The organism is Sinorhizobium sp. P24N7 (assembly GCF_042436655.1).
In the GTDB taxonomy this organism is placed as follows: Bacteria; Pseudomonadota; Alphaproteobacteria; order Rhizobiales; family Rhizobiaceae; genus Sinorhizobium; species Sinorhizobium meliloti_A.
This window is the reverse complement of the sequence record NZ_JBHMIW010000070.1, coordinates 1-778: the sequence shown is the minus strand read 5'-3', so window position 1 is coordinate 778 and position 778 is coordinate 1. Positions and strand designations below refer to the sequence as shown.

Here is a 778-nt window from a genome sequence, read left to right as displayed (position 1 = left end):
GCCCATGTCGACTCATATTCCGTACCTCCGGCATGTCTCCGATACAGTGATCGGGCTGGAAAACGGATCGCTTCTAAGCGTTATCAAACTCGATGGACTGTTCTTCCAGACGGAGGACCAGGCTGAGCTCAACATGCGGTCGGTCGTCCAGAACACGATGATCCGTGCCTTGGGGTCGAGCCGCTATTCTCTTTGGTCGACCGTGATCCGGAGAGAGGTCGAAACGCAGATCGGTGGCGCCTTCGACGAACCATTCTGCGACCTGTTGAACAAGCGCTACATGGGGCAACTGCGCCACAAGCGCATGTTTACGAACGAAATATATTTGACGATCGTGCGGTCTGGGATGCGGGGCGCCCTCGGCGTCGGGGACTCGTTGAAGAGGCTCTTTGACAAGGCAAACAGGGACGCTCGGGTCCAGCAAACGCGCGAAGATGTTACGGAGCTCGAGGAGCTGATCGGCAACATCGTCCGCGATCTGCACAAGTATGGAGCCCGGGCGCTCGGAATTACCTATCGTCGCAGGAATGACGACGAGGCGAAGATTGAAGGGCGTGAAGAGAAGGAGAAAGGCGAGCCCTACTCCGAACCCTGCGAGTTCTTCAACGCCATCCTGAGCTGCGGGGTGCCGCGCAAGATGCGCCTGCCCCGCATGGGCGTTCGCAATTATGTCGGAACGTCGCGACTGCATTTCAGCAAGCGGACGATGCAGGCTCAAGCGGCTGTCGATGAAGACACCCGCTTTGGGGCGCTGCTGTCCATCAAGGAATATCCGCCC

The 778-nt window shown here is 58.2% G+C and carries 1 pseudogene; it reads left to right on the top strand.

What is annotated here, in order from left to right:
• Positions 1 to 778 (top strand): annotated as a pseudogene (locus tag ACFHWW_RS33935) (type VI secretion protein); the annotation flags it as partial.